General features: G+C 71.1%; 21 protein-coding genes. 10 read left to right on the top strand and 11 right to left on the bottom strand.

Features of this window, described 5'->3' with window-relative positions:
• Positions 1-219: 219 nt before the first annotated feature.
• A complete protein-coding gene (locus ACFZDL_RS15850) occupies positions 220-1,869 on the bottom strand; it encodes an MFS transporter (protein ID WP_353595593.1) in 1,650 nt (549 codons plus the stop codon).
• 97 nt (positions 1,870-1,966) lie between these two features.
• Between ACFZDL_RS15850 and ACFZDL_RS15845 the strand changes: the two genes are divergently transcribed.
• Entirely contained in the window at positions 1,967-2,575 is a 609-nt protein-coding gene (locus ACFZDL_RS15845; protein WP_353595592.1) for a helix-turn-helix domain-containing protein, read from the top strand.
• 7 nt (positions 2,576-2,582) lie between these two features.
• On the opposite strand, the gene ACFZDL_RS15840 is transcribed toward ACFZDL_RS15845, so the two are convergent.
• The 7 genes from ACFZDL_RS15840 to ACFZDL_RS15810 all read right to left on the bottom strand — a co-directional run bounded on the left by ACFZDL_RS15840 (position 2,583) and on the right by ACFZDL_RS15810 (position 11,347).
• Entirely contained in the window at positions 2,583-3,932 is a 1,350-nt protein-coding gene (locus ACFZDL_RS15840; RefSeq protein ID WP_353595591.1) for an activator-dependent family glycosyltransferase, read from the bottom strand.
• A gap of 89 nt (positions 3,933-4,021) precedes the next feature.
• The gene (locus ACFZDL_RS15835) at positions 4,022-5,062 is read right to left on the bottom strand and encodes a polyprenyl synthetase family protein (protein WP_353595590.1); all 1,041 of its coding nucleotides are present in this window, start codon (positions 5,060-5,062) and stop codon (positions 4,022-4,024) included.
• The gene (locus tag ACFZDL_RS15830) at positions 5,059-6,129 is read right to left on the bottom strand and encodes a terpene cyclase (RefSeq protein WP_353595589.1); all 1,071 of its coding nucleotides are present in this window, start codon (positions 6,127-6,129) and stop codon (positions 5,059-5,061) included. The genes ACFZDL_RS15835 and ACFZDL_RS15830 overlap by 4 nt, the downstream gene beginning before the upstream one ends.
• Positions 6,126-7,526, bottom strand: a complete 1,401-nt coding sequence (locus tag ACFZDL_RS15825) for a cytochrome P450 (RefSeq protein WP_353595588.1) — start codon at positions 7,524-7,526, stop codon at positions 6,126-6,128. Before ACFZDL_RS15825 ends, ACFZDL_RS15830 begins: the two co-directional genes overlap by 4 nt.
• 118 nt (positions 7,527-7,644) lie before the next feature.
• Positions 7,645-9,015 carry a cytochrome P450 gene (locus tag ACFZDL_RS15820; RefSeq protein WP_353595587.1) on the bottom strand — a complete coding sequence of 457 codons (1,371 nt, stop codon included), beginning with the start codon at positions 9,013-9,015 and terminating at the stop codon, positions 7,645-7,647.
• Between the two features lie 214 nt (positions 9,016-9,229).
• Positions 9,230-9,826 (bottom strand): hypothetical protein, encoded by a 597-nt coding sequence (locus ACFZDL_RS15815; protein ID WP_353595586.1) that lies wholly within the window; start codon positions 9,824-9,826, stop codon positions 9,230-9,232.
• A 123-nt stretch (positions 9,827-9,949) separates the two neighbouring features.
• Positions 9,950-11,347 (bottom strand): helix-turn-helix domain-containing protein, encoded by a 1,398-nt coding sequence (locus ACFZDL_RS15810; protein ID WP_353595585.1) that lies wholly within the window; start codon positions 11,345-11,347, stop codon positions 9,950-9,952.
• Positions 11,348-11,505: 158 nt separating this feature from the next.
• On the opposite strand from ACFZDL_RS15810, the gene ACFZDL_RS15805 reads away from it, so the two are divergent.
• From ACFZDL_RS15805 to ACFZDL_RS15795, 3 genes are all read left to right on the top strand, one after another.
• Positions 11,506-12,432 (top strand): proline dehydrogenase family protein, encoded by a 927-nt coding sequence (locus ACFZDL_RS15805; RefSeq protein WP_353595584.1) that lies wholly within the window; start codon positions 11,506-11,508, stop codon positions 12,430-12,432.
• A gap of 74 nt (positions 12,433-12,506) precedes the next feature.
• Entirely contained in the window at positions 12,507-14,138 is a 1,632-nt protein-coding gene (gene pruA / locus ACFZDL_RS15800) for an L-glutamate gamma-semialdehyde dehydrogenase (protein ID WP_353595583.1), read from the top strand.
• A 485-nt stretch (positions 14,139-14,623) separates the two neighbouring features.
• Positions 14,624-14,746, top strand: a complete 123-nt coding sequence (locus ACFZDL_RS15795; protein WP_014176128.1) for a hypothetical protein — start codon at positions 14,624-14,626, stop codon at positions 14,744-14,746.
• A 55-nt stretch (positions 14,747-14,801) separates the two neighbouring features.
• Here the strand turns inward: ACFZDL_RS15795 and ACFZDL_RS15790 are convergent, their stop codons facing one another.
• Entirely contained in the window at positions 14,802-16,436 is a 1,635-nt protein-coding gene (locus ACFZDL_RS15790; protein ID WP_353595582.1) for a metallophosphoesterase family protein, read from the bottom strand.
• Positions 16,437-16,565: 129 nt separating this feature from the next.
• Here ACFZDL_RS15790 and ACFZDL_RS15785 point away from each other — a divergent pair, with 129 nt between their 5' ends.
• The 6 genes from ACFZDL_RS15785 (at position 16,566) to ACFZDL_RS15760 (ending at position 23,787) form a co-directional block, all read left to right on the top strand.
• On the top strand, positions 16,566-17,609 hold the full coding sequence (locus tag ACFZDL_RS15785) for a 3-isopropylmalate dehydrogenase (RefSeq protein ID WP_353595581.1): 1,044 nt from the start codon (positions 16,566-16,568) through the stop codon (positions 17,607-17,609).
• Between the two features lie 208 nt (positions 17,610-17,817).
• On the top strand, positions 17,818-18,903 hold the full coding sequence (locus ACFZDL_RS15780; RefSeq protein WP_353595580.1) for a branched-chain amino acid aminotransferase: 1,086 nt from the start codon (positions 17,818-17,820) through the stop codon (positions 18,901-18,903).
• Between the two features lie 382 nt (positions 18,904-19,285).
• A complete protein-coding gene (gene cimA, locus ACFZDL_RS15775; protein ID WP_353595579.1) occupies positions 19,286-20,884 on the top strand; it encodes a citramalate synthase in 1,599 nt (532 codons plus the stop codon).
• A 301-nt stretch (positions 20,885-21,185) separates the two neighbouring features.
• Positions 21,186-21,707, top strand: coding sequence for a hypothetical protein (locus tag ACFZDL_RS15770; protein WP_353595578.1), 522 nt, complete (start codon positions 21,186-21,188; stop codon positions 21,705-21,707).
• A 216-nt stretch (positions 21,708-21,923) separates the two neighbouring features.
• Positions 21,924-23,507 carry an acyl-CoA carboxylase subunit beta gene (locus ACFZDL_RS15765; protein ID WP_353595577.1) on the top strand — a complete coding sequence of 528 codons (1,584 nt, stop codon included), beginning with the start codon at positions 21,924-21,926 and terminating at the stop codon, positions 23,505-23,507.
• A 43-nt stretch (positions 23,508-23,550) separates the two neighbouring features.
• Entirely contained in the window at positions 23,551-23,787 is a 237-nt protein-coding gene (locus tag ACFZDL_RS15760) for an acyl-CoA carboxylase subunit epsilon (RefSeq protein WP_353595665.1), read from the top strand.
• A gap of 106 nt (positions 23,788-23,893) precedes the next feature.
• Here ACFZDL_RS15760 and ACFZDL_RS15755 read toward each other — a convergent pair whose 3' ends face one another.
• Both ACFZDL_RS15755 and ACFZDL_RS15750 read right to left on the bottom strand, forming a co-directional pair.
• Positions 23,894-24,472 carry an ATP/GTP-binding protein gene (locus ACFZDL_RS15755; RefSeq protein ID WP_078610434.1) on the bottom strand — a complete coding sequence of 193 codons (579 nt, stop codon included), beginning with the start codon at positions 24,470-24,472 and terminating at the stop codon, positions 23,894-23,896.
• Entirely contained in the window at positions 24,453-25,142 is a 690-nt protein-coding gene (locus tag ACFZDL_RS15750; protein WP_353595576.1) for a DUF742 domain-containing protein, read from the bottom strand. The genes ACFZDL_RS15755 and ACFZDL_RS15750 overlap by 20 nt, the downstream gene beginning before the upstream one ends.
• Positions 25,143-25,215 lie beyond the last annotated feature (73 nt).

The raw sequence follows: 25,215 nt of genomic DNA, 5'->3' as shown, positions 1-25,215 counted from the left end.
TTCAGGGGACTTTGGGGACTTCTGGTGCGTCAGGTGACAGTGCGAAACGGGTAGCGCTCTGTTGCATCTGGTTGCCGCCGAGCGGGCAGAGGGTTGCTGTCGGACGGGCGAGAAATCGAGTCACATTCCAGGGATCTCGCGGAGGTTGACGGCTCCCGGCATGACGCGACCCCGCCCGTGTCCCGGGCGGGGTCGCGTCGGTGAGGGGCGCGGGGGCCGTCAGCGGCTCGCCACCGGCTCCGGCCGGCGTTCACCCGGTGCCGTCCCCGGCTCGGCACCGATCCCCTGCGGCCCGGCGGTCGGCTCCGCGCCCGGCTCCCCGTCCGCGCCCGGCTCCCCTTCCGCCGCCGGGGCCTCGACCCGTACGTGGCGCAGGGCGACGGACGCCACGGCCGCGGCCGCGACCAGGACCAGCGCCCCGGCCACCGCGGCCACCTGCATCCCGTGGGTGAACGCCTCGCGCGCCGCGCCCAGCACCTCGTCCCCGGCCCGTCCGCCCAGCCGGTCCGCCACCGCCGCCGCGCCGCCCAGCGTCTCGCGCGCCGCGTCCAGCGCATCGGCCGGCAGGCCGGCGGGCAGCTCGCCGGTCATGTCGTGGCGGTAGACCGCGTTGCCGACCACGCCGAGCAGCGCCATCCCGAGCGCCCCGCCGAACTCCTGGCCGGTCTCCAGCAGGGAGGAGGCGGAACCGGCCTTCTCCGCCGGGGCGGTGCCCATCGCCATGTCGGTGATCAGCGACATCACGGTGACGATGCCGGAGGCGAGGACGCCCGCCGCGATCAGCACGAGCCACAGCGAGTCGGTGCCGGCGAGGGCCAGCAGCCCGAAGCCGGCGGCCGCGAGGAGGAATCCGCCGCCGATGACGTACGCCCGGTTCACCTTCTGCGCGATCACGGCCGACGCGGGGCCGGCGGCGCCCACCATGACCGAGGGGAGCAGGCTCCACAGCGCGGCCTCCAGCGGGCCCTTGCCGAGCACCGACTGCAGGTACTGGGTGGTGAAGAGGGAGGAGCCCATCATGGCGAACGAGGCCATGAGGTTGAGCCCGATCGAGGAACCGAAGCCGCGGCGGCGGAAGAGCTCAGGGCTGATCATCGGGTGTGCGTGGGTGCGCTGGCGGTGGACGAAGACGAGGCCGATCAGCAGCCCGGCCGCGATCCACAGCGCGCGCGGCCCGCTGAACCCGTGGGCCGCGGTCTCCTTCAGGCCGTAGATCACCGGCAGCACCGCGCCCATGGACAGCGGAACGCCCAGCAGGTCGAACTTCCCCGGGGCCGGGTCCTTGAACTCCGGCACCAGGAGCGGGGCGAGGATCAGCAGCAGCACCATCACCGGGGTGTTGATGAGGAAGACCGAGCCCCACCAGAAGTGGGCCAGCATGACCCCGCTCAGCACCGAGCCGAGCGCCACCCCGCCGGCCATGGCGCCGGACCAGATGCCGATCGCGGTGGCGCGCTGCTTCGCGTCCTGGAACAGATTGCGGCTGAGTGCCATGGTCGAGGGCATCAGGGTCGCCCCTCCGACGCCGAGCAGCGCGCGGGCCGCGATCAGCATCTCCGCGCTGTTCGCGTACGCGGCCGCCACCGAGGCGGCACCGAAGGCCGTGGCGCCCAGCATCAGCAGCTTCCGGCGCCCGATCCGGTCGCCGAGCGACCCCATCGTGATGAGCAGCCCGGCGAGGGCGAAGCCGTAGATGTCGAAGATCCACAGCTGCTGGGTGGAGCTGGGGTGCAGCTGTGCGCTGATCTCCGGGAGCGCGAAGTACAGCACCGACACGTCCATGGACACCAGGAGCAGCGGAAGCATCAGGACCGCGAAGGCGGTCCATTCCCGGCGGCCGGCACGCGAATTGGCGGGAGTCGAAGTCATGCCGAGGACTATACGAACGTCTTAAACGCTTGTCTAGTACGGTTGTGTAAGACGTCTGTCTGGGACGGTTGTATGGGTGTCGGGATAGGCTGACGCCATGGGACATCGAGAGGATCTGCTGGCGGGCGCCAAGCGCTGCCTGCTGGAAAAGGGCTGGTCGCGCACCACCGCGCGGGACATCGTGGCCGCCTCGGGCGCCAATCTGGCGTCCATCGGCTACCACTACGGCTCCAAGGACGCCTTGATGAGGGAGGCCCTGTTCGCGGCCATGGGCGACTGGGCCGATGACATCGAGCGGTCCCTGAAGGAGGAAGGTGCGGGCGCCCGGGCCCCGGACGCCTCCGGCTCGACGGCGGAGTTCGAGGCGGGGTGGACCCGGCTGCTCGAACTGTTCGGCAAGCACCAGGCGCTGTGGCGGGCGCAGTTCGAGGCGATCCTGCAGATCGAAGGGGACCCCGCGTTGCGTGAGGCCTTCGCGCGGGCGCAGCCGCAGGGGCGGAGCGGGCTGGTGGCGCTCTTCCACGGGATCCCCGAGGAGGAGGTCGACGAGGAGACCGCGCGGGTCATGGGCTCGTTCTATATGACCCTGGTGGCGGGGATGGCTTCCCAGATGGTCGTCGACCCCGGCCTCACCCCCGACGCCCGGGACCTGACGGAGGCGATGCGCCGCATCCTGGCCGGGCCGCTCCTCGGCCCGGCCGACTGACCCGGCGTCACCCGCGGGCCGGGGCCGAGCCGCGTGACATCTCGGTCAGCCTCTCCAGCGCGGGAACCAGGTCGTTGGGCGTCGGCGCCGCGAGCATCTCCTGCCGCAGCCGCGCGGCCGAGGCCCGGTAGGACGGCTCCTCCAGCAGCCGGACGAGCCCCGCGCGCAGCGTTTCGGCCGTCACCTCGGAGGCGTGCAGATACGCGCCGCCGCCCTGGGCGTCGAGCAAGGTGGCCTTGGCCCACCAGTCCGAGAACCGGATCGGGAGCAGGAACTGCGGCACACCGTGCAGCAGCGCCGCCGACCAGCCGCCGAAGCCGCCGTGGTGGATGACCGCGGAACAGCTCGGCACGATCGTGTGCAGGGGCACGAAGTCCACGATCCGGGTGTTGTCCGGCACCCGCCGCAGGGTGGCGGCCTCCTGGGCGGGGATCGAGGCGACGAACTCGATGTCCAGGCCGTCCACGGCGTCCACGATCTCGTGCAGGGGCAGGTGCGAGGCGCCGATGACCGAGGCCGAGGAGGACCCCGGGGTGAAGCACACCCGGGGCCGGTCGGGGGCGCGCCGCACCCAGTCGGGCTCCACCGACGGGCCGTTGTAGGGCGCGTAGCGCACGGCCACGCGCCTCAGGCCCAGGGGGAGCTGGAGGCTCGCGGGCCCCTGGTCGATCGTCCACTGACCGGTCGTGACCTCCTCGGCGAAGTCGCTGCCGTGGCGCCGGAGGTGGCCGTCCAGCCACTCGGCGAGCGGGTCCTCGCGCTCCGCCGCGGGCCGCTGCCCCGCCAGTTCGAGGAACACCCCGCGCATCGCCGGGTAGATGTCCACGTTCCACAGCAGCCGGGCGTGGGCGGCGCCCACCACCCGGGCCGCCACCGGCGCCGCATAGCTGAGCGGCGACCAGATCACCAGGTCGGGCCGCCAGGCGCGGGCCAGCTCCACCAGGTCGTCGACCATGCCGTCGTTGTACACGCGGTACATGCCCTCGACGTTGACCTGGTACTTCTTCAGCACGCTCGCCCAGGTCTCCCGCTCCGCGCTGGGCTCGTTCCAGTCCGTCGCCTCGTTCTCCAGCAGCGCGTGCAGGCTGCGGTACAGATCGCGGGCTCCGGCGCGGTCGCCCCGCTTGCGGGCGTCGATGATCCGCGCGGTCAGATCCTGGTACGGGGCGAAGGCCTCGCGCATCCGATGGTCGGTGCCCACCGGCGTCGCGGTGAGACCGGCACCGGTGATGGTGTCGGTGAGCGCCGGATTGGCGGCGACGCGCACCTCGTGCCCCGCCGTGGTCAGGGCCCAGGCCAGCGGAACCATGGTGTACAGATGGGACTTCTCGGAAACCGTCGCGAACAGCACGCGCATCGGTGGGGTTCCTTCTCTCGTGAGTGCGATCCGTGCGCCGGCGCCGTGGGGGCGGGCGCCGGCCGGCGGTCCGGCCGGCGCCCGACCGGTCAGCTGCTGCGGTGCGTGGCCAGGTCCACCAGCGACCGCAGACCGTGAGCGGCCTGCGGATCGAGCGTGACCTCGGCCAGCCGGTCCAGCGCCAGGGACCGCTGCCGGGCCGCCTCCGCCAGGGCCCAGTCGCGCCCGCCGGCCTGCTCGACCAGCGTGGTCGCGCGGGCGACTCCGGTGGGCTTCATGGGACGCTCGTCGTGGTACAGCTCGGCCAGCCGGCGCCCGGCGGGCGTATCGCTGCGCAAGGCCGCGACGACCGGCAGGGACTTCTTGCGGCGGTGCAGATCGGCCCCGACCGGCTTCCCGGTCGCCCGGGTGTCCCCCCAGATGCCCAGCAGGTCGTCCACCAGCTGGAAGGCCAGGCCCAGGTGGTGTCCGAAGCCGCGGAGCGCCTCCACCTGGGCGGGGCCGCCGTCGGCGGCGAGCGCGCCCAGCCCGCAGGCCCCGGCGAACAGCGCCGCCGTCTTGCCGGCGGCCATGGCCAGGCACTCCTCGAGACCCACGTCGGCGCGCCCCTCGAAGGCGAGGTCCGCGCTCTGGCCGGCGACCAGCTCCAGCAGCGCCCGGCAGAGCTCGTGGGTGCCGGTGGCGTGCCGTACGGGGGAGGAAGAGGAGGCCAGCTCCTCCATGGCCAGGACCAGCAGCGCGTCACCGGCCAGCAGCGCCTGGGCGGATCCGAAGACGGTCCAGGCCGTGGGCCGCCCCCGGCGGGTGGCGTCCTGGTCCATGACGTCGTCGTGGAGCACCGAGAAGTTGTGCACCAGCTCCACCGCCGCGGCGGCGCCGAGCGCCCGCCCGGCCGTCGCGCCCAGGGCCTGGGCGCCGCCGAGCACCAGCGCGCCCCGCAGCCCCTTGCCCCACCCGGCGTCGGTGTGCCGCCCGTCCGCGTCGCACCACCCGAAGTGGTACCGGGCGACCGTACGGACCGGCTCGCCCAGCCGGTCGAGGGCCTGGCGGATCCGGGGGCCGGTCAGCTGCCCGGCCCGGCGCAGCACCTGCCAGGATTCCGAGGTGTCCGGAGTCAGGGTGGTCGTCATCGGTCGGCCACCACCAGATCGGGCTCCAGGTACAGCGCGGGCTGGGGCGCCGGGCCGCCGGTCCGCGACTGGTACCGCTTGGTGCGGCTGGACCAGTCCAGGTTGCCGCGGATCCAGGTGCGCATCCCGGCGAGACAGGAGGTGAGCAGGGGTGAGTGGTCCGCGTACCGGCTCAGCAGCCGCTTCTCGAGGGCCAGATAGCGCCGGGTCTCCTCCGAGGTGGCCGCGCAGACGTGGGCCATGGCCCGCTCCTGGTCCAGCTCCCGGTGGTGCTGCACGACGTACACCAGGTTGTGGACCTCTCCCAGGGACCGCTCCTTCTCCAGCGAGTAGATGTCGTTGGTCCAGCAGACGACGTTGCAGGCGGCGTCCAGCGCCTCCTGGAACTCCTCGCTCCGGTAGAGATCCACCGGTACATCGAGGCGCTCCACCACGTCGATGAGGTCCATGCACACGTAGATCGCCCCGGTGTGGCGCCGGTTCTCGATGTAGTCGTCCTCCTCGGGGACGATGCCGCGCACCCGGTTGCCCGCCTCCCAGACCGCCGCCGCCGTCAGACAGTCCTCCAGATGCCCTACGAAGCGGCGCCGCCAGGCCTCGGTCATCCCGGTCGCGGTGCGCTGCCACAGGTCGGCGAGGGAGGAGACCGCGGTCGGCAGATCGGTGCGGCGGGCCGCGGCCGCACCGTGGTCCTCGCTCTCCAGGACCGCGCGCATCCCCGCGACCACCTGTCCGGCGTGGTGCGGATCGCGGCCGAAGTCACCGTCGTCCAGCTGGTCGTCGACGAGGAAGAGCCAGGCGAACCAGTCCGCCATCAGGGCGATCTGTTCCTCATCGGCCGTCGGGTAGACCACCGAGGCGAACCAGCCGAAGTCGGCGTGCTCGAAGCGCCGCCTGGCCGATTCCCGCTGGATGAGGCCCACCGTCCGCACCCAGTCGCTCAGCTGTCGGCGAGCCTGCTCGGCGTGCTGGTTCACCCGGTGCGGGAAGGGGCAGTAGAGCTCCGGTATCCGGGCGGCCGGTGCTGTTTCCGTCGGTCCTGCCGTTCCTGTCGTTCCTGTGGTCATCGGCGCCCCTCCAGCCGCAGGTGGATACCGCCCCCGGGATGCAGGGTGATCATGGCCTCGGGGTGGACCTCGGTCGTCGCCTCGGGCAGCGCCAGCCGGTATCGGCGGGCCACCGTCGCCAGGACCAGGACGAGCTCGGTGAGGGCGAAGTGCTTGCCGATGCAGATCCGGTGCCCGGCGCCGAAGGGCGTGTAGACGTGCTTGGGCCGGGCGGCGATCGCCTCGGGCGTGAACCGCTCGGGGACGAAGCTCTCCGGGTCCTCCCAGAAGTCCGGGTGCCGGTGCAGGAAGTAGCTGTTGATCAGGACGTTGGTGTTCGCCGGGACCCGGTACCCGTCGATGACGTCCTCCTCGCGCGCCCGGCGCATGAACTGGTAGGCGGGCGAGTAGATCCGCAGGGTCTCGTCGACCACCATCCGGGTGTACGTCAGCCGGGGAAGGTCCTCGAAGGACGGCACGGACCGCTCGCCGAGCACGGCGTCCACCTCGGCGTGCAGCCTCTCCTCCACCTCGGGGTGCCGGGCGAGCAGATAGAAGGCCCAGGAGAGGGTGTTGGTGGTGGTCTCGTAGGCCCCGATGCAGATGTTCAGCACCTCGTGGTGCAGCTGCTCCAGGTCCATGCCCTTGCCGTCCTCCTCGTCCACGGAGTGGAGCAGCAGGGTGAGGAGGTCCGCCTCGTCGCCGACGGGGACGTCCGCCCGCAGCTTCTCCTTGATGAAGTCGGAGACGAAGGTGTCCATGTCGCCGATCGCCCGGTGCAGCCTCCGGTTGCGCGGCGTCGGGACGTTCAGCGGTGGGAAGGGGAAGCGGAAGAAGTCGCCGAGGATCGCGTTGGCCGTCTGGAAGGCCCGCTCGAACGCCTGGGCCGTCCGGCCGACGTCGGCGCTGAACAGCGACCGGTTGACGATGCGCAGCGCGAGCTGGCCGATCTCGTCGGTGACGTCCAGCACCTCATGGGTACGCGGCTCCCAGCGCTGGAGCATCTGGACGGTCTCGTCGGTCATGTTGCGGGCGAAGTGGCTGACGGTGCGCGGGGTGAAGTGCGGCGCCATCATCCGCCGTTGCCGGCGCCACAGTTCCATGTCGGCGTTGGCGATCAGGCCCTTGCGCAGCACCGGCCGGACCACGCGGAAGAGCATCGCGTCCTTGTCGTAGCTCTCGCCCTTCTCGACCAGGATGTGCCGGATGTAGTCCGGGTGGTTGACCAGCACGATGGGGATGCCCAACGGCCGGAAGCGGAAGATGTCGCCGTACCGGGCGAGGCCGGCTCCGAGGAAGCTCAGTTGGTCGTTTCGAAAGGCCAGCGCCCCGCCGATGCCGTCCTTGCGGCGGATCGTCGGTATCTCTCTGGCGGCTGGCCGTCGGCCCGAGTCGGGCACGGTCGGTGCTGAAGACATCGGTTGTCCGTTCATCGATGCGGTGACAGCCCAGGACGGCGCACACTCCCCAGCCGGCGCTGGGAGGTGCCCGCCGGGCTTCCGTGAAGAAGGGGGTCCGCTCGCGGGGCGCGCTCGGTCAGCGACGCGCCAGGCGCAGCCGGATGCCGCCCTTGGGGTGCAGGGTGACCAGCGGCGCGAACCCGACCGGCGGCTGCCCCGGGGGCACCGTCACGGTGAAGTTCTGCGCGAGCATCGCGATGACGATCTGCATTTCGGTGAGGGCAAAGTATTTGCCGATGCAGTATCGGGGCCCGCTGCCGAACGGCTGGTAGACATTGCGCGGACGCTTCGCCGTGTTCTCAGGTGTGAAGCGCTCGGGGTCGAAGCGATCCGGGTCGGGCCAGAATTCCGGGTGCCGGTGATAGGTGATGAAGTTGAGATAGACGCTGCACCCCTGGGGGATGCGGTAGCCGCCGATCCGGTCCTCGTGAATGGCCCGGCGCATGGTCTGCCAGGCAGGGGTGTGCAACCGCAGGGTCTCATCGATGACCATGCGGGTGTAGGTCAGTTCGGACAGGTCCGCAAGGGTCGGCACCCGCCCTTCGAGGACCCGGTCGACTTCCTCTTGCACACGGCGCTGGATTTCCGGGTGCCGGGCCAGCCGATAGAAGACCCAGGCCATCGAATTACTGGACGTCTCGTATCCGGAGACGATGGTGGAAAGGATTTCGCCGAGCAGTTCCTGCCGGGTGAGGTTCACCCCGCCGGTGGGGTGGGTCATGGTCAGCAGCGCGGCGAAGAGGTCGCGCCGCTCGGCCGGGTCCGCCTCCCGGTCCGCCACGAGCCGGTCGACGAAGTCGTCCATGTCGCCGATGAGCGCCCGCAGCCGGGGACGCCGGCCCAGCGGCGGGAAGGGGAAGCGGAAGAAGTTGCCGATGATGGTGTTGAGCTCGAGGAACTTCCGCTCGAACGCGGCGACCTCGGTACTCGCCTCCACGCCGAACAGGGAGCGGAGGGCGATCTTCAGGGCCAGGTCGCGGATGTCCGCGGAGACGTCGACCACCGCGTCGGGGTCGTCCCGGCCCGCCCACCGGCCCAGCAGGTCGCCGGTCAGCTCGGTCATACCGGGCGTCAGATCGACGATGCTGCCCCGGTTGAAGGAGGGCTGCATCATCCTTCGCCGCGCGCGCCAGCGCTCCCCGCCCGGATTGGACACCAGTCCGCCCCGGAAGACGGTCTGGACCGCGCGGTAGAGGAAGTTGTCCTTGTCGTAGTTGGCGTGGGCGTCGACCAGCACATGCTGGAAGTGGTCGGGGTGGTTGATGAGAACCATCGGAAGGCCACCCAGGCGCAGGCGGACGATGTCCCCGCGGGTGGCGGCATGCTGAACAAAACTCAACTGGTCGCGGCGGGCCGCGAGGATTCCGGATAAGTTTTCCCTCAGAGTGAGGCCAGGAATTGACGAATTCTTTTGTAAATCTTTGCTGCTGTGCGTCGGTGCGGTCATATAGTGCCCCCGATTCTGCAATAGCAGACCCTATGTCTCGAGAGTATGCCAGAGGTTGTTTTCCGGTGTCGACCCCTCAAATGATCAGCATTTGGTCGGAATTCATCCGGCTGCGCCATAGGGGTGGATTTGTTTTCGTCGAAGATGCACGGTTTGAGCGCCATTGCAACAGCAACAGGTGCCCGCCGGGCCGGCCGGCCCGGCGGGCGGCCATTCAGAACTTGCCCGACTGCTCCTCGGTGCGGTGCCCCAGCCGCCCGGAGAACTCGGCGAGGAAGGCGGCGGCGAGCGGCGGCCACCCCCAGAAGTCGAATGCGAGCGCCCCGAGGCCGAACTCGGAGCCGAACCGCCACTCGCTGACCGGAACGGCCGCACCGCACGCGGAACAGGACACGCTTCCCTCGCCCGTCTCCGTCCAGGCGGCGATGGCCTCCCGGTACGGCCGCCAGACCTCCTCGTCGGCCTCGAACTCCTTCGGATAGTCGATGACCACGGTCGTGGCGCCGCAGCGCGGGCAGGTCGCGGAGTCGGCCTCGTCCTGGCCCTGGCCCCCGACGTAGTAGTCCCGCCCGACCATGACCGCCACCGGGCCGGGCTGCCACGTCGTCTCCGCCGAACCCGCCACGGCCCGGTCCCAGTGGGGCCCGGGCACATATCCCTCGTCCGCGGTCTGGCTGTACACCCCTTCGCCGGACGTCTCGCGCGAGATCACGCCCTCTGAGACCAGCCAGTCGACCATCCGCTCGGCCAGCGGCCCGGCCTCCCCCTCGTCCGCCTCCACGTCCACGATCCGCTGGAAGTAGTCACCCACGGCCGGCCCCCGTCGCCTTCACTCATCGTCCTCGGGCGTCGCCGACCGTCTTCCCGGCCGACGGTGCCCACTGTGCCACCCACCACCGACAGCGGGCCCCGACGCCCGGGGCACGGGCGCCGCTCACAGCCGCGCGGACTTCAGCGCCATGTGCAGCAGCAGCCGGTCCTCGCCCGCGTCGAGGTCCAGCCCCGTGAGCTGCTCGACGCGGGAGAGCCGGTAGTAGAGCGTTTGCCGGTGGATGCCGAGCGCCTGGGCGGTGCGGCTCGCCTGCCCCGCGCAGTCCAGATACGCCTCAGCGGTGCGGGCGAGTTCGGCGTGCGAGGGCTCCAGCAGGGCCTGGACGAGAGGGTCGGGGCCGGTCCCGGCGGGCAGCGCGGCCAGCAGCCGGTACGGGCCGATGGCCGACCACTCCGCGACCGGGCCCAGCCGCACGTCCGCCCGCGCGGCGCGCGCGGCGGCCAGCGCCTCGGCCCAGGCGGCGGGCAGGTCGTCCAGGCCACGGCGCGGCGCGCTGACACCCGCGAACCAGCCTTCCCGCTCCGTCTCGGGGCGCTCCGATGTGCGGGCTTCCCCCGTCGCCGTCCGCTCCTCCGTCGCCGCGCGGCTCCTCGGGCCGGTCCGCACAGCGCCCCGGGCCGTGCTTGCCGCACCGGAGACGGCGACCTGCGCGGCCGCGCCAGCCGAGCGCAGCAGGTGCTCGGCCGCGGTACGGGCCGGGTCCAGGGCGACCTGGGCACGCAGCCGGACCAGGGCGGCCAGGCACACCGCCGGGGAGCGCTCTGCCTCCGGGCCCGCCGCGGGGGCCGGCCCGGGGGGCGCGGGAAGGACGCAGACGGCGGCCACGCCGGGTGGGCTGGGCAGCCTGGCGGAGGGGTAGTCCCCGGCGTCGTCGGCGGTCGCGGCGCCCTCCGGGGCCCACGGGGTCACCGCGACGAGCGCCAGCGGCCCGTCGGCCGCCCCGCGCAGCGCGGCGCGCAGGGCCGTGCGCGCGGTGTCGCGGCTACCAGGCGGCCCGGTCAGCAGATCGCGCAGGTGCCCGCCCAGCTCCTCGTCGGCTCGGGCCTCCGCCGCCAGCAGCGCCCCGATCCGGGCCGCCGTCTCCATCGCGCGGGCGAGCCGGGGGTCCGGCGGGCCGGACGGTCCGCCGAGCTCCAGATCGGACAGATGGCCGTCGTCGAGCAGCCACACATAGCCGTGCACCACCCCCCGGTGGCGCACCGGCAGACAGATCCGGCCCATGAAGACCCCCGCCCCCGGGTCCGGCGGGATCCGCAGCGGGGCCTGGGCCCGGGCGATGCCGAACCCCTCGAACCAGGCGCGCACCGCCGCCGTGGACCGGCGCCGCAGGATGGAGCGGGTGCGCACCGGGTCGAGCGCCGGCTCGTCGGCCCCGTCGAGATCCCCTCCGGTGTCATGGGCGCCGAAGGCGATCAGCCCGAAGTCCCGGTTCTCGAGCGTCGCGGGCGCGCCGAGCGCCGCCGAGATCTCGTCCACGAGCTGCTGATAGTCGTCGAGCACGGGCCCGCCTCCCTTCCACAGCTCCCATTCTCATACAAATGTCTGAGATCCCGGACACGGATGCGTGACAGCTGTCGATGGCCGTGGATGCGAGCGATCCTTAAGTTTCACGGTGAGTCAACAAAGCCGTCCGACGGCCGTCATCGTGGAGGTGCCCCGTGCTGGGTCCCGTGCTGCTCGCCGCTTCCCGCAGTGCCGCCATCCGCCGTATCGTCTCGGCCGCCCCGGTGACCCGCCCGACGGTGGACCGGTTCGTCGCGGGTGAGCGCCTGGCGGAGGCCGTCCCGGTCGTCCGCGCCCTGGCGGAGCGCGGCCTGTCGGTGACGCTCGACCACCTCGGCGAGGACATCACCGATCCGGCGGAGGCGCTGCGCAACCGGGACGCCTATCTCGCGCTGACCGAGGCGCTGGCCGCCGAGGGCCTGGCCGGGCGCGCGGAGATGTCGGTGAAGCTGTCCGCCTTCGGGCAGGCGCTGACCGGCGGCCACGACCTGGCCCTGGCCCATGTGACCCCGGTGGTGGAGGCGGCGGACGCGGCGGGCACCACCGTCACCCTGGACATGGAGGACCACACCACCGTGGACTCCACCCTGGCGATCCTCGCCGAGCTGCGCCGGCGGTTCCCGAAGACCGGCGCGGTCCTCCAGTCGTATCTCTTCCGCAGCGAGGACGACTGCCGGGCGCTGGCCGGGGAAGGCTCGCGGGTACGGCTGGTGAAGGGCGCGTACAAGGAGCCGGCGAGCGTCGCCCACCAGGACAAGCGCGAGGTCGACCTGGCCTATGTGCGCTGCCTGAAGATCCTCATGGCGGGCGAGGGCTACCCGATGATCGGCTCCCATGACCCCCGGATGGTCGCCATCGCCCAGGAGCTGGCGCGCCGCTTCGGCCGCAAGCTCGACGAGTACGAGTTCCAGATGCTGTACGGGATCCGTCCGGTCGAGCAGGAGCGGCTGGCCGCCGAGGGACACCGTATGCGGGTTTATGTCCCGTATGGAACAGACTGGTATGGGTACTTCATGCGGCGCCTCGCGGAGCGCCCAGCGAACCTGGCGTTCTTCCTGCGCTCGCTGGCCGGCCGCGGCTGACCAGCCAGAACGCTCCCCCGCCCCCCTCGCGGACACGACGATCGACCCCGACGCTCGAAGGAGACAACGCCACCATGGACGCCGTGACCCAGGTCCCCGTGCCGGTGAACGAGCCGGTGCACACCTACGCCCCCGGCACCCCCGAGCGCGCCCGCCTCGAGACCAAGCTCAAGGAGCTCGCCCAGAACCCCGTCGATCTGCCGATGACCATCGGCGGCGAGAAGAGGATGGGAGGAGGGACGCGTTTCGACGTCGTACAGCCGCACAACCACGCGGCGCGCCTGGGCACCTACGCCAACGCCACCCAGGACGACGCCCGGGACGCGATCGACGCCGCCCTGGCCGCCGCCCCGGCGTGGCGCGCGCTCAGCTTCGACGACCGGGCCGCGATCATCCTCAGGGCCGCCGAGCTGCTGTCCGGCCCCTGGCGGGAGACGCTGGCCGCCTCGACCATGCTCGGCCAGTCCAAGACCGCGCAGCAGGCCGAGATCGACACCCCCTGCGAGCTGGTCGACTTCTGGCGCTTCAACGTCCACTTCGCCCGCCAGATCCTGGCCGAGCAGCCGGTGACCCACTCCCCGGGGGTCTGGAACCGCACCGACCACCGGCCGCTGGAGGGCTTCGTCTACGCGATCACGCCCTTCAACTTCACCGCCATCGCGGGCAACCTCCCGACCGCCCCCGCCCTGATGGGCAACGTGGTCGTGTGGAAGCCGTCCCCGACGCAGACCCACGCCGCCGTGCTGCTGATGGAGCTGCTGGAGGAGGCGGGGCTGCCCAAGGGCGTGATCAACCTGGTCACGGGCGACGGCAAGGACGTCTCCGAGGTGGCCCTGGCCCATCCGGACCTCGCCGGCATCCACTTCACCGGCTCGACCCGCACCTTCCAGTACTTGTGGAAGACGGTCGGCGCCAACATCGAGACGTACAAGACCTACCCGCGCCTGGTCGGTGAGACGGGCGGCAAGGACTTCATCGTCGCCCACCCGTCGGCCGACCCCAAGGTGCTGAAGACGGCGATGACCCGCGGCGCCTTCGAGTACCAGGGCCAGAAGTGCTCCGCCGCCTCGCGCGCCTACGTGCCGCGCTCGCTGTGGGAGAGCGGGTTCAAGGAGGAGCTCGCCGCCGAGGTGGACGGCCTGGCGATGGGCGATGTGACCGACCTGTCCCACTTCCTCGGCGCCGTCATCGACGAGCGCGCCTTCGCCAAGTCCAAGGCGGCCATCGACCGGGCGAAGTCCGACCCGACCATCGAGATCGTGGCCGGCGGCACCTATGACGACAGCGAGGGCTGGTTCGTCCGCCCGACGGTCCTCGTCTCCACCGACGCCGACAACGAGATCTTCAGGGACGAGTACTTCGGCCCGATCCTCGGGGTGTTCGTCTACGAGGACGCCGAGTACGACGCGATGCTGGAGCAGATGGAGTCGGCGTCGCCGTACGGGCTCACCGGCTGCGTCATCGCCCAGGACCGCGCCGCGGCCGCCGCCACCTGCGAGGCGCTGCGCTTCGCGGCCGGCAACTTCTACATCAACGACAAGCCGACCGGGGCCGTCGTCGGCCAGCAGCCCTTCGGCGGCGGGCGGGCCTCCGGCACCAACGACAAGGCGGGCGCCAAGCAGAACCTGATGCGCTGGACCTCCACCCGCTCCATCAAGGAGACCCTGGTCCCGCCGACCGACTACCGCTACCCGCATATGGGCTGAGCCGCCCTGCCGGGCTCCCGCTGAGCCCTGGGCCCGACCCCCGACGGCCGCCGCCCGCGCCTGTGCGCGGGCGGCGGCCGTCGTCGTGCGCGGGGCGGGTGCGACAAGCCGAAAAATCGTGGACGGCGGAGGCGCGGCGGTGCTAGCGTCTGACAGCCAAGTAGCTGTTATTCACGGCAGTTTACGAAGCTAACCAACGAGTAAGCACCTTCTGAACGGCGCGCGTACTGGTTGGTCGAGGCCGAACGGGGGTTGGCCTCGACCAGCCCATACGCGTTTCTGCGTCTCAGATAGTAGGACGTCCGACTAATTGTGCGGACAGTCAGCCTTCGAGGCCTTATTTTTGTGGAAGCCGAACGTCTCGCTCGATCGAGCGATGGCGGCCGCGGCCGGTGCGCATGCGCAGGTGACCCCTGCCGCACTCAAGGCCCCCGCCCCTCCGGCATCTTCCGCAGCACCTCTCGGGACTACAGGGAGACGCGATCATGGCTGAGACGACTGTCCGCAGGACCCGCCGCAAGACCGACAACACCGACCGCAAGAACGCCGCCGCCGCGCTGCAGCGCGCCCTCGACCGCCGCGACAACGGCGGGGCCACCGGCCACTGACGCGAGCGAGGAGGGCGCCGGTCACCTCCCGGCGCCGGTCACCTCCGGGTGCCGGTCACCTCCCGGGCGTGCGCACCACCTCGAAGTGGTCCACGCGCTCGCCCGATTCGGCCAGCGTCGTGACCTTCAGCCTGGGGCTCGGGCCCGGCCGCACCTCCACCGCGAGGAACGAGAAGCCGGTGTAGCGCACCCGCGACCACTCCACCGTGTCCTTGTTCTTCGCCCCGTCCTTCGCCCAGTGGTAGGTCTTCACCTCGTCGAGGTCCTTCACATGGCCCTCGTAGCTGTCGGGCACCGGGAACTCGTACAGCCGCGCCCCGGCTCCGCCGGCCGTCGCGTAGACGATGCCGTCGCGCACCGCGTCGGCGCTGCCGCCGATCGGGACCGGCTTGGCGGCCCGGCCGCCCCGGATGGCGTCGGTGCGCTCGTAGACGTGGTTGTGGCCGTTGATGACCAGGTCCACCTGGTGCTTCTCGAACAGCGGCACCCAGGCGTCGCGCACCCCGCCGTCCGAGGCGTGGGCGCTGGTGGTCGAGAAGGCGCAGTGGTGGAAGAAGACCACGACGAAGTCGATGCCGGTCTGGCCGCGCAGCTGCGCGAGCCGCCGGTCCAGCCAGCGCGTCTGCTGCCCGCCGGTGTATCCGGTGTTGGCGGTGATCTCGTAGCTGACGTCGTTGGCGTCCAGCGCGACGATCCCCACATTGGCGTAGGTGAAGGAGTAGACACCGGGCGCCTTGCGCGGATCGGGGCCGTTGTCGGGCAGGGACCAGCGGGCCAGCTGGCCGCCGTAGCCGTCGGGGGAGTACCAGGCCTCCATGTCGTGGTTGCCGGTGGTCACCATCCACGGCACGCTCGCCGCGACCGAGGAGGTCTGGGCGAGGAAGGAGTCCCACACCCGGGCGTCGAAGACGTCCGTCTTCTGGCCGTGGCCGGTGGTGTCCGCGTAGCACAGGTCCCCGGCGTGCAGATGGAAGGCGGGGTTCTGGCCGAGCAGCAGCTGGTCGTTGGCGAGCGCGTCATAGCTGACGCCCTGGTCGCCGAAGGCGGTGAAGACGAAGGACTCGGCCGCTTCGGGCGCCGTGCGGAACGTCCCCAGGGCGGAGAAGCGGCGCGGGTCGGCGGGGTCGAAACCGTCGTGGCCGACGCCGTAGTAATAGGTGACGCCGGGGCGCAGGCCATCGAGCGCGGCGTGGAGGTAGTACTGGTCGACGGCCGGGAGCTTGTCGCTGAGCGCGGGCGTGTGCAGATGGCGGACCTCGGCCTCGATCTTCCGGCTCAGCTCCCCGGGCCCGAGGCCGATCCGTACATACGGCGCCTTCACGGCGAAGGGGACCTGCCAGGAGATCCGCATCTGGGTCCTGGGGTCGGAGCCGAAGGCGAGATGGCGGCCGAAGGGCGCGACCAGCGCGCCGTCCACCTTCCGCGAGGCCGGGCGGGTGACCGGCGCCGGCGTCGGCCGCGCACTCGATGGAGCCGTCTCCACCGCGCCCGCCGAACCGGTGAGCAGCCCCGCCCCCGCCACCGTCCCCGCCCCCGCGACACCGCCGCGCAGCACCCCGCGCCGGGAGAGCCTGGCCCGCAGATACTCGTGCTGCTCGGCCATCGTCATCCGGCGCGCCAGGCGCTCGGGAATGCCGACCCGTGGGACATCGGAGGAGGTGCGGGGCGCGCCCCGGGAGAAGTCAGCCATGTGCCGGAATCTGCCCCCGGAAGGCGACGTCACGCGGTACTGCGGGTGAACGTGAGCCATCCGGATGAGGATCTGTCCACATGCCGGACGGCCAATGTCATTCAGTGGGACGAGGGGTAGGGTCCCGGTATGTCTCGCAGCATTCGCCTCGCAGTGATCCCCGGTGACGGTATCGGCCAGGAAGTCGTGGCCCAGGGCCTCAAGGTCCTTGGCGCCGTCCTTCCGCAGGACGTGAAGCTGGAGACCCAGGAGTACGACCTCGGCGCCCGGCGCTGGCACGCGACCGGCGAGACCCTGCCGGACGCGGAGCTGGAGTCGCTGAAGAACCACGACGCGATCCTGCTCGGCGCCATCGGCGACCCGTCCGTGCCCTCGGGCGTGCTGGAGCGCGGGCTGCTGCTCAAGCTGCGCTTCGCCTTCGACCACTACGTCAATCTGCGTCCGTCGAAGCTGTTCCCGAACACCGCCACCCCGCTGGCCGGCCGCCCCGACATCGACTTCGTCGTCGTCCGCGAGGGCACCGAGGGCCCCTATACGGGCAACGGCGGCTCGCTGCGCACCGGCACCCCGGCCGAGGTGGCCACCGAGGTCAGCGTGAACACCGCGTACGGCGTCGAGCGCGTGGTGCGCGACGCGTACGCCCGGGCCGCCGCCCGGCCGCGCAAGAAGCTCACCCTCGTGCACAAGAACAACGTCCTGGTGCACGCGGGCCACCTGTGGAAGAACATCTTCGACACGGTCGGCGCGGAGTACCCCGAGGTCACCACCGACTATCTGCATGTCGACGCCGCGACGATCTTCTTCGTCACCCAGCCCGAGCGGTTCGACGTCATCGTCACCGACAACCTCTTCGGTGACATCCTCACGGACCTGGCCGCCGCCGTCACCGGTGGCATCGGGCTCGCCGCGAGCGGCAACATCAACCCCTCCGGCACCTTCCCGTCGATGTTCGAGCCGGTCCACGGCTCCGCGCCGGACATCGCGGGCACCGGCAAGGCCGACCCGACCGCGACCGTGCTCTCGGTGGCCCTGCTCCTGACGCACCTGGGATACGAGGCCGAGGCCGCCCGTATCGAGACCGCCGTCGCGCAGGACCTCGCGGAGCGCACCGGCGACACGCCGCGCACCACCGACGAGATCGGCGACGCGCTGGCCGCGCGAGTATCCGGCTGACCCCAGCCTGTGCCGACGCGCGGCTGGGTGCGACCATCGACCTGGGCCGCGCGAACGCAACGCACGCATCTCTACCCCGGCCCCACTCCGAGCGATAATCGGACGTGGGGCCGTCGTATGAGAGGAAGCTCGGACGTCCTAGTACCCCTCGGGGGCCGGGACGGCGCGGGCGCGGTCCGCTACAACCAACGGTGAAGGACTACCACTCATGACGACGCCCACGATCGAGCTCAAGCCCTCCGCACATCCCCTCTCCGACGAGGAGCGGGAGCGGATCCTGGCCAACCCCGGCTTCGGCCGCCACTTCACCGACCACATGGTGACCATCAAGTGGACCGAGGGCCGCGGTTGGCACGACGCCCAGCTCGTGCCGTACGCGCCCCTCTCGCTCGACCCGGCGAACATGACCCTCCACTACGCTCAGACGATCTTCGAGGGGCTCAAGGCGTACCGGCAGCCCGACGGCGGCGTGGCCACCTTCCGCCCCGAGGAGAACGCCGAGCGCTTCCGCGCTTCCGCGCGCCGCATGGGCATGCCCGAGCTGCCGGTCGAGACCTTCATCGAGGCCTGCGACGCGCTGGTCACCCAGGACAAGGCGTGGGTGCCGGGCAGCGGTGAGGAGTCCCTGTACCTGCGGCCCTTCATGTTCGCGACCGAGGTCGGCCTCGGCGTGCGGCCCGCGAACGAGTACCTCTTCGTCGTGATCGCCTCCCCGGCCGGCGCCTACTTCCCCGGTGGGGTCAAGCCGGTCTCCGTGTGGCTCTCCGAGGAGTACGTGCGCGCCGCCCCCGGCGGCACCGGCGCCGCCAAGACGGGCGGCAACTACGCCGCTTCGCTGGTCGCCCAGGCGCAGGCCGCCGAGCAGGGCTGCGACCAGGTGGTCTGGCTGGACGCGATCGAGCGCCGCTGGATCGAGGAGATGGGCGGGATGAACCTGTACTTCGTGTACGGGGACCGCATCGTGACCCCCGAGCTGTCCGGCTCGCTGCTGCCAGGCATCACCCGCGCCTCGCTGCTGCGGATCGCCGCCGACCTGGGCCATGAGGTCTCCGAGGGCCGCATCAGCGTCGACGACTGGCGCCAGGGCAACGCGGACGGCAGCCTCACCGAGGTCTTCGCCTGCGGTACCGCCGCCGTCATCACCCCCGTCGGCTCGGTCAAGTCCGCCCGGGCCGCCTGGACCGTGGCGGACGGGGAGCCGGGCGAGGTCACGATGAAGCTGCGCAAGGCGCTGCTGGACATCCAGACCGGCGCCGCCCCGGACACCCACGGCTGGATGCACCGCCTGGGCTGACGCCGGACCGGCCGGCGGCCCGCCCTGGTCGACCCGACCGGTGCCGGCCGCCCCTCCGAACGTGACTGCGATATCGATCCGCGCGGCGGTTCGCATCCTGAGACGGATGGGAGCGCGGAGGCGGGATGTGCTTGACTGCCTCCGTGCTCTCGTTCGCCATGATTATTGGCAGCAGGCGCGCCGGTCCGCAGTGACCGCCCCGTACGACCCGGTACGGCGCGGACACCGTGCCCCAGACCCGCGCGCAGACCTCTCGCACCCGCGAGGGGTCTTTTCGTTTTCCGGACCACCCCGCCGGACGCGGAGCGCGAGGGATCATAGGAGGGCGCGGAACCGGTTATTCCGGTAGACCGAGATCGATCCCAACAGGAGCCAGACCACCATGAAGGACCTACCCGACGACAGCTTCCACGTCTTCGACACCACGCTGCGCGACGGCGCGCAGCGCGAGGGCATCAACCTCACCGTCGCGGACAAGCTGACCATCGCCCGTCACCTCGACGACTTCGGCGTGGGCTTCATCGAGGGCGGCTGGCCCGGCGCCAACCCGCGCGACACGGAGTTCTTCGCCCGGGCCCGAGCCGAGATCGACTTCAAACACGCCCAGCTGGTCGCGTTCGGCGCCACCCGCAAGGCGGGCGTACGGGCATCGGCCGACCCCCAGGTGCGGGCGCTCCTGGACTCCGGGGCCCCGGTGATCACGCTGGTGGCCAAGTCCCACGACCGCCATGTGGAACTCGCCCTGCGCACCACGCTCGAGGAGAACCTGGAGATGGTCCGGGACACCGTCTCCCATCTGCGCGCTCAGGGCCGCCGGGTCTTCGTCGACTGTGAGCACTTCTTCGACGGCTACCGCGCCAACCCCGACTACGCCAAGCAGGTCGTCAGCGCCGCCCACCAGGCGGGCGCCGACGTCGTGGTGCTGTGCGACACCAACGGCGGCATGCTCCCGGCCCAGATCGACGCGGTGGTCCGCACCGTACTCGCCGACACCGGGGCCCGGCTGGGCATCCACGCCCAGGACGACACCGGCTGCGCCGTCGCCAACACCCTGGCCGCCGTGGACGCGGGCGCCACCCATGTCCAGTGCACCGCCAACGGCTACGGCGAGCGGGTCGGCAACGCCAACCTCTTCCCGGTGACCGCCGCCCTGGAGCTCAAGTACGGCCGTAAGGTCCTGCCCGCCGGCGCGCTCGCGGAGATGACCCGCATCTCCCACGCCATCGCCGAGGTGGTCAACCTCACACCCTCGACCCACCAGCCCTACGTCGGCGTCTCGGCCTTCGCGCACAAGGCCGGGCTGCACGCCTCCGCGATCAAGGTGGACCCCGACCTCTACCAGCACATCGACCCCGAGCTGGTCGGCAACACCATGCGCATGCTGGTCTCCGACATGGCGGGCCGGGCCTCGATCGAGCTCAAGGGCAAGGAGCTGGGCGTCGACCTCGGCGGCGACCGGGAGCTGGTCGGCCGCATCGTCGAGCGGGTCAAGGAGCGCGAGCTCGCGGGCTACACCTACGAGGCCGCCGACGCGTCCTTCGAACTGCTGCTGCGCGAGGAGGTCGAGGGGCGGCCCCGCCGCTACTTCCGCGTCGAGTCCTGGCGGGCCATCGTCGAGGACCGCCCCGACGGCACCCACGCCAACGAGGCGACGGTCAAGCTCTGGGCCAAGGGCGAGCGCATCGTCTCCACGGCGGAGGGCAACGGCCCGGTCAACGCCCTGGACCGGGCGCTGCGCCTGGGCCTGGAGCGCATCTACCCGCAGCTGGCCGCGATGGAGCTGGTGGACTACAAGGTGCGCATCCTGGAGGGCAAGCACGGTACGGAGTCCACGACGCGGGTGCTGGTCTCGACGGCGGACGGCAAGGGCGAGTGGTCGACGGTGGGCGTCGGGGGGAACGTGATCGCGGCCTCGTGGCAGGCGCTGGACGACGCGTACGCCTACGGGCTGCTGCGGGCCGGTGTGGATCCTCAGGAGTAGGCCGGGGACCGGAGCCTCAGCAATGGCCGGGGGCGCCCGGCGGCCGGGGCCCGGCCGGTGAACACGGCCCCGGCGGAGCCTTGGGGGGTGTAGCTCCGCCGGGGCTGGTCTGTTGAATCTTCAACGTCATCTACCATAACCCCATTTCCCGCGTACACAAAATCTCCGGACAATCTCCCCGAGTGTTCACCGGAGAAGGTGGCCGACGCGCGTAGAAGTCCGCCATCATCCTGCTGTCGCCCCCCACCTGCACAGCCGCACGGTTCCCAGCACGGTCCCACGGTCCCCAGCAGGAGGTCCCATGAAGCTCCGCTCCGCCGGCAGCGCCGCCGTCACGACCCTCGTCCTCGTCCTCGGTGTGCTCTTCGCCCCCGGAGTCGGGGTGATCAGCGGCGCCGGCGAGGCGTTCGCGGTCACCAAGATCAGCCACTCCCAGGCCACCTCGATGTTCCGGGCCAGCGGCATCACCTGGTCCTCCTCCGGCGGCTGCTCGGACCGGAACAACCCCACCTGCACCTCGTTCGAACAGCTCAACCTGGCCACGGCACAAGGCGCGCAGACCCTCAAGAGCGCCAGCGGCTGTGCCCTGAACATCACCGGCGGCACCGAGACCGGGCACGCGAGCGGCACCTACAGCCACTGGAACGGCTACAAGCTCGACTACGCCCTCAACAGTTGCGTCAGCAACTACATCACCGGCCACTTCGCCTACATCGGCGAGCGCGGTGACGGCGCCAAGCAGTACAAGGCCAACTCCGGCAACATCTACGCCCTCGAGGGCAACCACTGGGACGTCGTCTACTACAACTGCGGCGGCTGCTGACCCCGGCCGGGCGCGCCCATCCGGGTGGTCATGTCCCCCGGTCCTGGGCGCGCCACGTCGGGGTTTGTGGGGTGCCGACAGCGCCGATCGCCCAGTGGCCCATGCGGTGGCGAGAAATCCGCTGTCCAGTTCTGTTCCGCCTACCCACCAAAACGCGCCCGACGTTGTATGGAATTGACATGCGTCTCGGGGGGTCCGGGAACGTACCGTCTTTCCATGACCAATCTCGAAGGTGCGCCCGCTGAGGCGAGCGACGTCCGCGGGCGTGTCGCCGAGCTGCACGCGATCCGCGAGCAGGCTCGGCGCGGGCCGAGCGAGCGGGCGACCGAGGCCCAGAAGGCCAAGGGGAAGCTGACGGCCCGCGAACGGATCGATCTGCTCCTGGACGAGGGGTCCTTCAACGAGGTCGAGCCGCTGCGGCGGCACCGCGCGAGCGGGTTCGGGCTCGAGGCGAAGAGGCCCTACACCGACGGTGTCGTCACCGGCTGGGGGACCGTGCACGGGCGGACCGTGTTCGTGTACGCACACGACTTCCGGATCTTCGGCGGGGCGCTCGGGGAAGCCCACGCCACGAAGATCCACAAGATCATGGACATGGCCATCTCGGCCGGGGCGCCGCTGGTGTCGCTCAACGACGGTGCCGGCGCCCGCATCCAGGAGGGCGTCTCGGCGCTCGCCGGCTACGGCGGCATCTTCCAGCGCAACACCAAGGCCTCCGGCGTCATCCCGCAGATCAGCGTGATGCTCGGCCCGTGCGCCGGCGGGGCCGCCTACTCCCCGGCGCTCACCGACTTCGTCTTCATGGTCCGCGAGACCTCGCAGATGTTCATCACCGGGCCCGACGTGGTCCAGGCGGTGACCGGCGAGAAGGTCACCCAGAACGGACTGGGCGGCGCCGATGTGCACGCCGAGACCTCGGGCGTGTGCCACTTCGCGTACGACGACGAGGAGAGCTGCCTGGAGGAGGTGCGCTACCTCCTGTCGCTGCTCCCGCAGAACAACCGCGAGAACCCGCCGGCCGTCGAGTCCGACGACCCGGCCGAGCGGCGCGGCGAGGCGCTGCTCGACCTCGTCCCGGCCGACGGCAACCGCCCGTACGACATGCGCAAGGTCATCGAGGAGATCGTCGACGACGGCGAGTACCTGGAGGTCCACGAGCGCTGGGCGACCAACATCATCTGCGCTCTGACCCGGATGGACGGCCAGGTGGTGGGCATCATCGCCAACCAGCCGCAGTCGCTGGCCGGGGTGCTGGACATCGAGGCGTCGGAGAAGTCCGCCCGCTTCATCCAGATGTGCGACGCCTTCAACATCCCGCTGATCACACTGCTGGACGTGCCCGGCTTCCTGCCCGGCGTCGACCAGGAGCACGGCGGGATCATCCGGCACGGCGCCAAGATGCTGTACGCGTACTGCAACGCCACCGTGCCGCGCATCTCGGTCATCCTGCGCAAGGCGTACGGCGGTGCCTACATCGTCATGGACTCGCAGTCCATCGGCGCCGACCTGACCTACGCCTGGCCGACGAACGAGATCGCGGTGATGGGCGCCGAGGGCGCCGCCAACGTGATCTTCCGCCGTCAGATCGCCGATGCCGACGACCCCGAGGCCATGCGCGCCCGCATGGTCAAGGAGTACAAGTCCGAACTGATGCACCCGTACTACGCCGCCGAGCGCGGCCTGGTCGACGACGTCATCGACCCCGTGGAGACCCGCGAGGTCCTCATCCGGTCCCTGGCGATGCTGCGCAACAAGCACGCCGACCTGCCGTCCCGCAAGCACGGCAACCCGCCGCAGTAACGCGAGCATTGGAGACGAAGCCACCGTGAGCACCGCACAGGACATCGCCGAGAACCCAGCCGATACCGCCGCCGCCGTCGGCGGCGCCACCGTCGTCCGCGTCGAGAAGGGCCACGCCGACGCCGAGGAGCTCGCCGCGGTCACCGCGGTCCTCCTGGCCCGCGCGGCCGCGGGCGCCGTCCACCGCCGCTCTACGGGCCACACCGGCCGCAGCGCGGCGGGCTGGCGCCGGCTGGAGCGTCAGCGCGGCTTCCGCGCCCCGCACAGCTGGCAGGGGTAAGCCCCGGCGGCCGGCGAACGCGGTCAGAATCGCACAAATCCCCCGCTCTCCCGGAGAGCGGGGGATTTGTGCGTTCGGCGGCGGGTGCCGCCGACGCCGGCTGTCGCTATCGCAAACGCGCCATCAGGGCGTGCTCGACGAGCGTGATGAGCGCGCTCTTGGCCTCGCTGCGGTGGCGGGCATCGGTGATGATGATCGGCGCGTCCGGGCCGATCTGCAGCGCCTCGCGGACTTCCTCGGGGGTGTAGGGCTGGTGTCCGTCGAAGCCGTTGAGGGCGATGACGAAGGGGAGCCCGGAGTTCTCGAAGTAGTCGACGGCGGGGAAGCAGTCGGCGAGGCGGCGGGTGTCGACGAGGACGACGGCGCCGATGGCGCCGCGGACCAGGTCGTCCCACATGAACCAGAACCGGTCCTGGCCGGGCGTGCCGAACAGGTACAGGATCAGGTCCTGGTCGAGCGTGATGCGGCCGAAGTCCATGGCCACCGTGGTGGTGGTCTTGTCCGGCGCGTGGGTGAGGTCGTCGATCCCCGCGGAGGCGGAGGTCATCACGGCTTCGGTGCGCAGCGGGTTGATCTCCGAGACCGCGCCGACAAACGTGGTCTTGCCCACGCCGAAGCCGCCCGCCACCACGATTTTCGCGGAGGTGGTGGAGCGGGCTGCACCGCTAGAGCTTGCGAAGTCCACTGAGCACCCTTTCGAGCAATGTCACGTCAGGCTGGCCGCCGGCGGTCTCGTCGCCGCCGGGCTGATGGATGGCGACGAGCCCGGCCTCGGCCAGGTCGGCTACGAGGATTCGGGCGACGCCGAGGGGAATGGTCAGGAGTGCGGAGATCTCGGCGACCGACTTGATCTCGCGGCACAGGTGGCAGATCCGCTGGTGCTCGGGCAGCTGGCCCTGGAGCTGGGCGGGGTCCGCCGTGGTGGAGACCAGCGCCTCGATGGCGAGCTGGTAGCGGGGCCGGGTCCGGCCTCCGGTCATGGCGTACGGCCGCACCAGCGGGTTGTGGCCGGTGGCCGGGGAGGACGGCTCCGGAGCGTGCCGCACGGGCGGCGGCGCGGGCCGGCTGGGCGGTGGCTGGTGCGGCCCCATCGGCTCGGACGACAGCCCGGCCGGGCCGCCCGGCGGGGCGTAGGAGGGCGCGTACGGCTGCTGAGGGGGCTGCGCGTGCAGGGGCGGGGGCACAGCCTCATGAGGCTGCTGAACGGGCTCCTGGGGCGCCGCAGGGGGCTGCTGGGCCGTACGGACCTGGCGGCTTGGCGCGGAGGGGAAGTTGAAGCGCTTCAACGGGGCGTCACCGTGCGGCTCGGCCTGCTGCCCATGGCCGTACGGATATCCACTGGGGGGCGTTGCCACGTGTCCTCCTCCAACTTGCCTGTCTGCCGGTCGCGCCACCGCACCCTAACGGCGCGGTGGCGCGAAACGCATC

The organism is Streptomyces sp. NPDC007917 (assembly GCF_042959105.1).
Lineage (GTDB): Bacteria > Actinomycetota > Actinomycetes > Streptomycetales > Streptomycetaceae > Streptomyces.
The sequence above is the reverse complement of the archived record's forward strand: the minus strand, read 5'-3'. Positions and strand labels throughout refer to the sequence as shown.

Coding starts and splice junctions, on each gene's coding strand:
- ACFZDL_RS15790 (WP_353595582.1), bottom strand. CDS start 16,436: ATGGCTGACTTCTCCCGGGGCGCGCCCCGCACCTCCTCCGATGTCCCA.
- ACFZDL_RS15785 (WP_353595581.1), top strand. CDS start 16,566: ATGTCTCGCAGCATTCGCCTCGCAGTGATCCCCGGTGACGGTATCGGC.
- cimA (WP_353595579.1), top strand. CDS start 19,286: ATGAAGGACCTACCCGACGACAGCTTCCACGTCTTCGACACCACGCTG.
- ACFZDL_RS15820 (WP_353595587.1), bottom strand. CDS start 9,015: ATGACCGCACCGACGCACAGCAGCAAAGATTTACAAAAGAATTCGTCA.
- pruA (WP_353595583.1), top strand. CDS start 12,507: ATGGACGCCGTGACCCAGGTCCCCGTGCCGGTGAACGAGCCGGTGCAC.
- ACFZDL_RS15825 (WP_353595588.1), bottom strand. CDS start 7,526: ATGTCTTCAGCACCGACCGTGCCCGACTCGGGCCGACGGCCAGCCGCC.
- ACFZDL_RS15765 (WP_353595577.1), top strand. CDS start 21,924: ATGACCAATCTCGAAGGTGCGCCCGCTGAGGCGAGCGACGTCCGCGGG.
- ACFZDL_RS15795 (WP_014176128.1), top strand. CDS start 14,624: ATGGCTGAGACGACTGTCCGCAGGACCCGCCGCAAGACCGACAACACC.
- ACFZDL_RS15770 (WP_353595578.1), top strand. CDS start 21,186: ATGAAGCTCCGCTCCGCCGGCAGCGCCGCCGTCACGACCCTCGTCCTC.
- ACFZDL_RS15830 (WP_353595589.1), bottom strand. CDS start 6,129: ATGACCACAGGAACGACAGGAACGGCAGGACCGACGGAAACAGCACCG.
- ACFZDL_RS15780 (WP_353595580.1), top strand. CDS start 17,818: ATGACGACGCCCACGATCGAGCTCAAGCCCTCCGCACATCCCCTCTCC.
- ACFZDL_RS15835 (WP_353595590.1), bottom strand. CDS start 5,062: ATGACGACCACCCTGACTCCGGACACCTCGGAATCCTGGCAGGTGCTG.
- ACFZDL_RS15850 (WP_353595593.1), bottom strand. CDS start 1,869: ATGACTTCGACTCCCGCCAATTCGCGTGCCGGCCGCCGGGAATGGACC.
- ACFZDL_RS15845 (WP_353595592.1), top strand. CDS start 1,967: ATGGGACATCGAGAGGATCTGCTGGCGGGCGCCAAGCGCTGCCTGCTG.
- ACFZDL_RS15840 (WP_353595591.1), bottom strand. CDS start 3,932: ATGCGCGTGCTGTTCGCGACGGTTTCCGAGAAGTCCCATCTGTACACC.